At 66.8% G+C, this 253-nt stretch carries 1 protein-coding gene; it reads right to left on the reverse strand.

Annotated features, from left to right (window positions below; translation table 11 throughout):
- A partial coding sequence (locus tag ACQG3P_RS20820) for a DUF1656 domain-containing protein (protein ID WP_426806114.1) occupies window positions 1–204 on the reverse strand: 204 nt, incomplete at its 3' end.
- Between the last annotated feature and the right edge of the window lie 49 nt (window positions 205–253).

Genomic DNA, 253 nt, shown 5'->3' on the forward strand with positions numbered 1-253 from the left:
TTGCCTCCAACGCATCAGGGACACCACCCCGCCGAGCACGCTCACGTCCACGGCCAGGTTGAACAGGGCGGGGTGCCAGATGTGGCGGTAGGCGCCGGGGCGCTGCAGGACCAGGCGCAGCCCGCTCGTGAGCAGGTAGGCCAGCAGCATCAGCCCGAGCAGGGTCGGGACGAACACACCATAGAGACTGACTTCACCGGACATCGGGGCAGGAAGTTCGCAGGACAGCGGAAAAGGGAACACCACGGCGTCG

This window comes from Stenotrophomonas sp. SrG (assembly GCF_050031795.1).
Taxonomy (GTDB): Bacteria; Pseudomonadota; Gammaproteobacteria; order Xanthomonadales; family Xanthomonadaceae; genus Stenotrophomonas; species Stenotrophomonas rhizophila_A.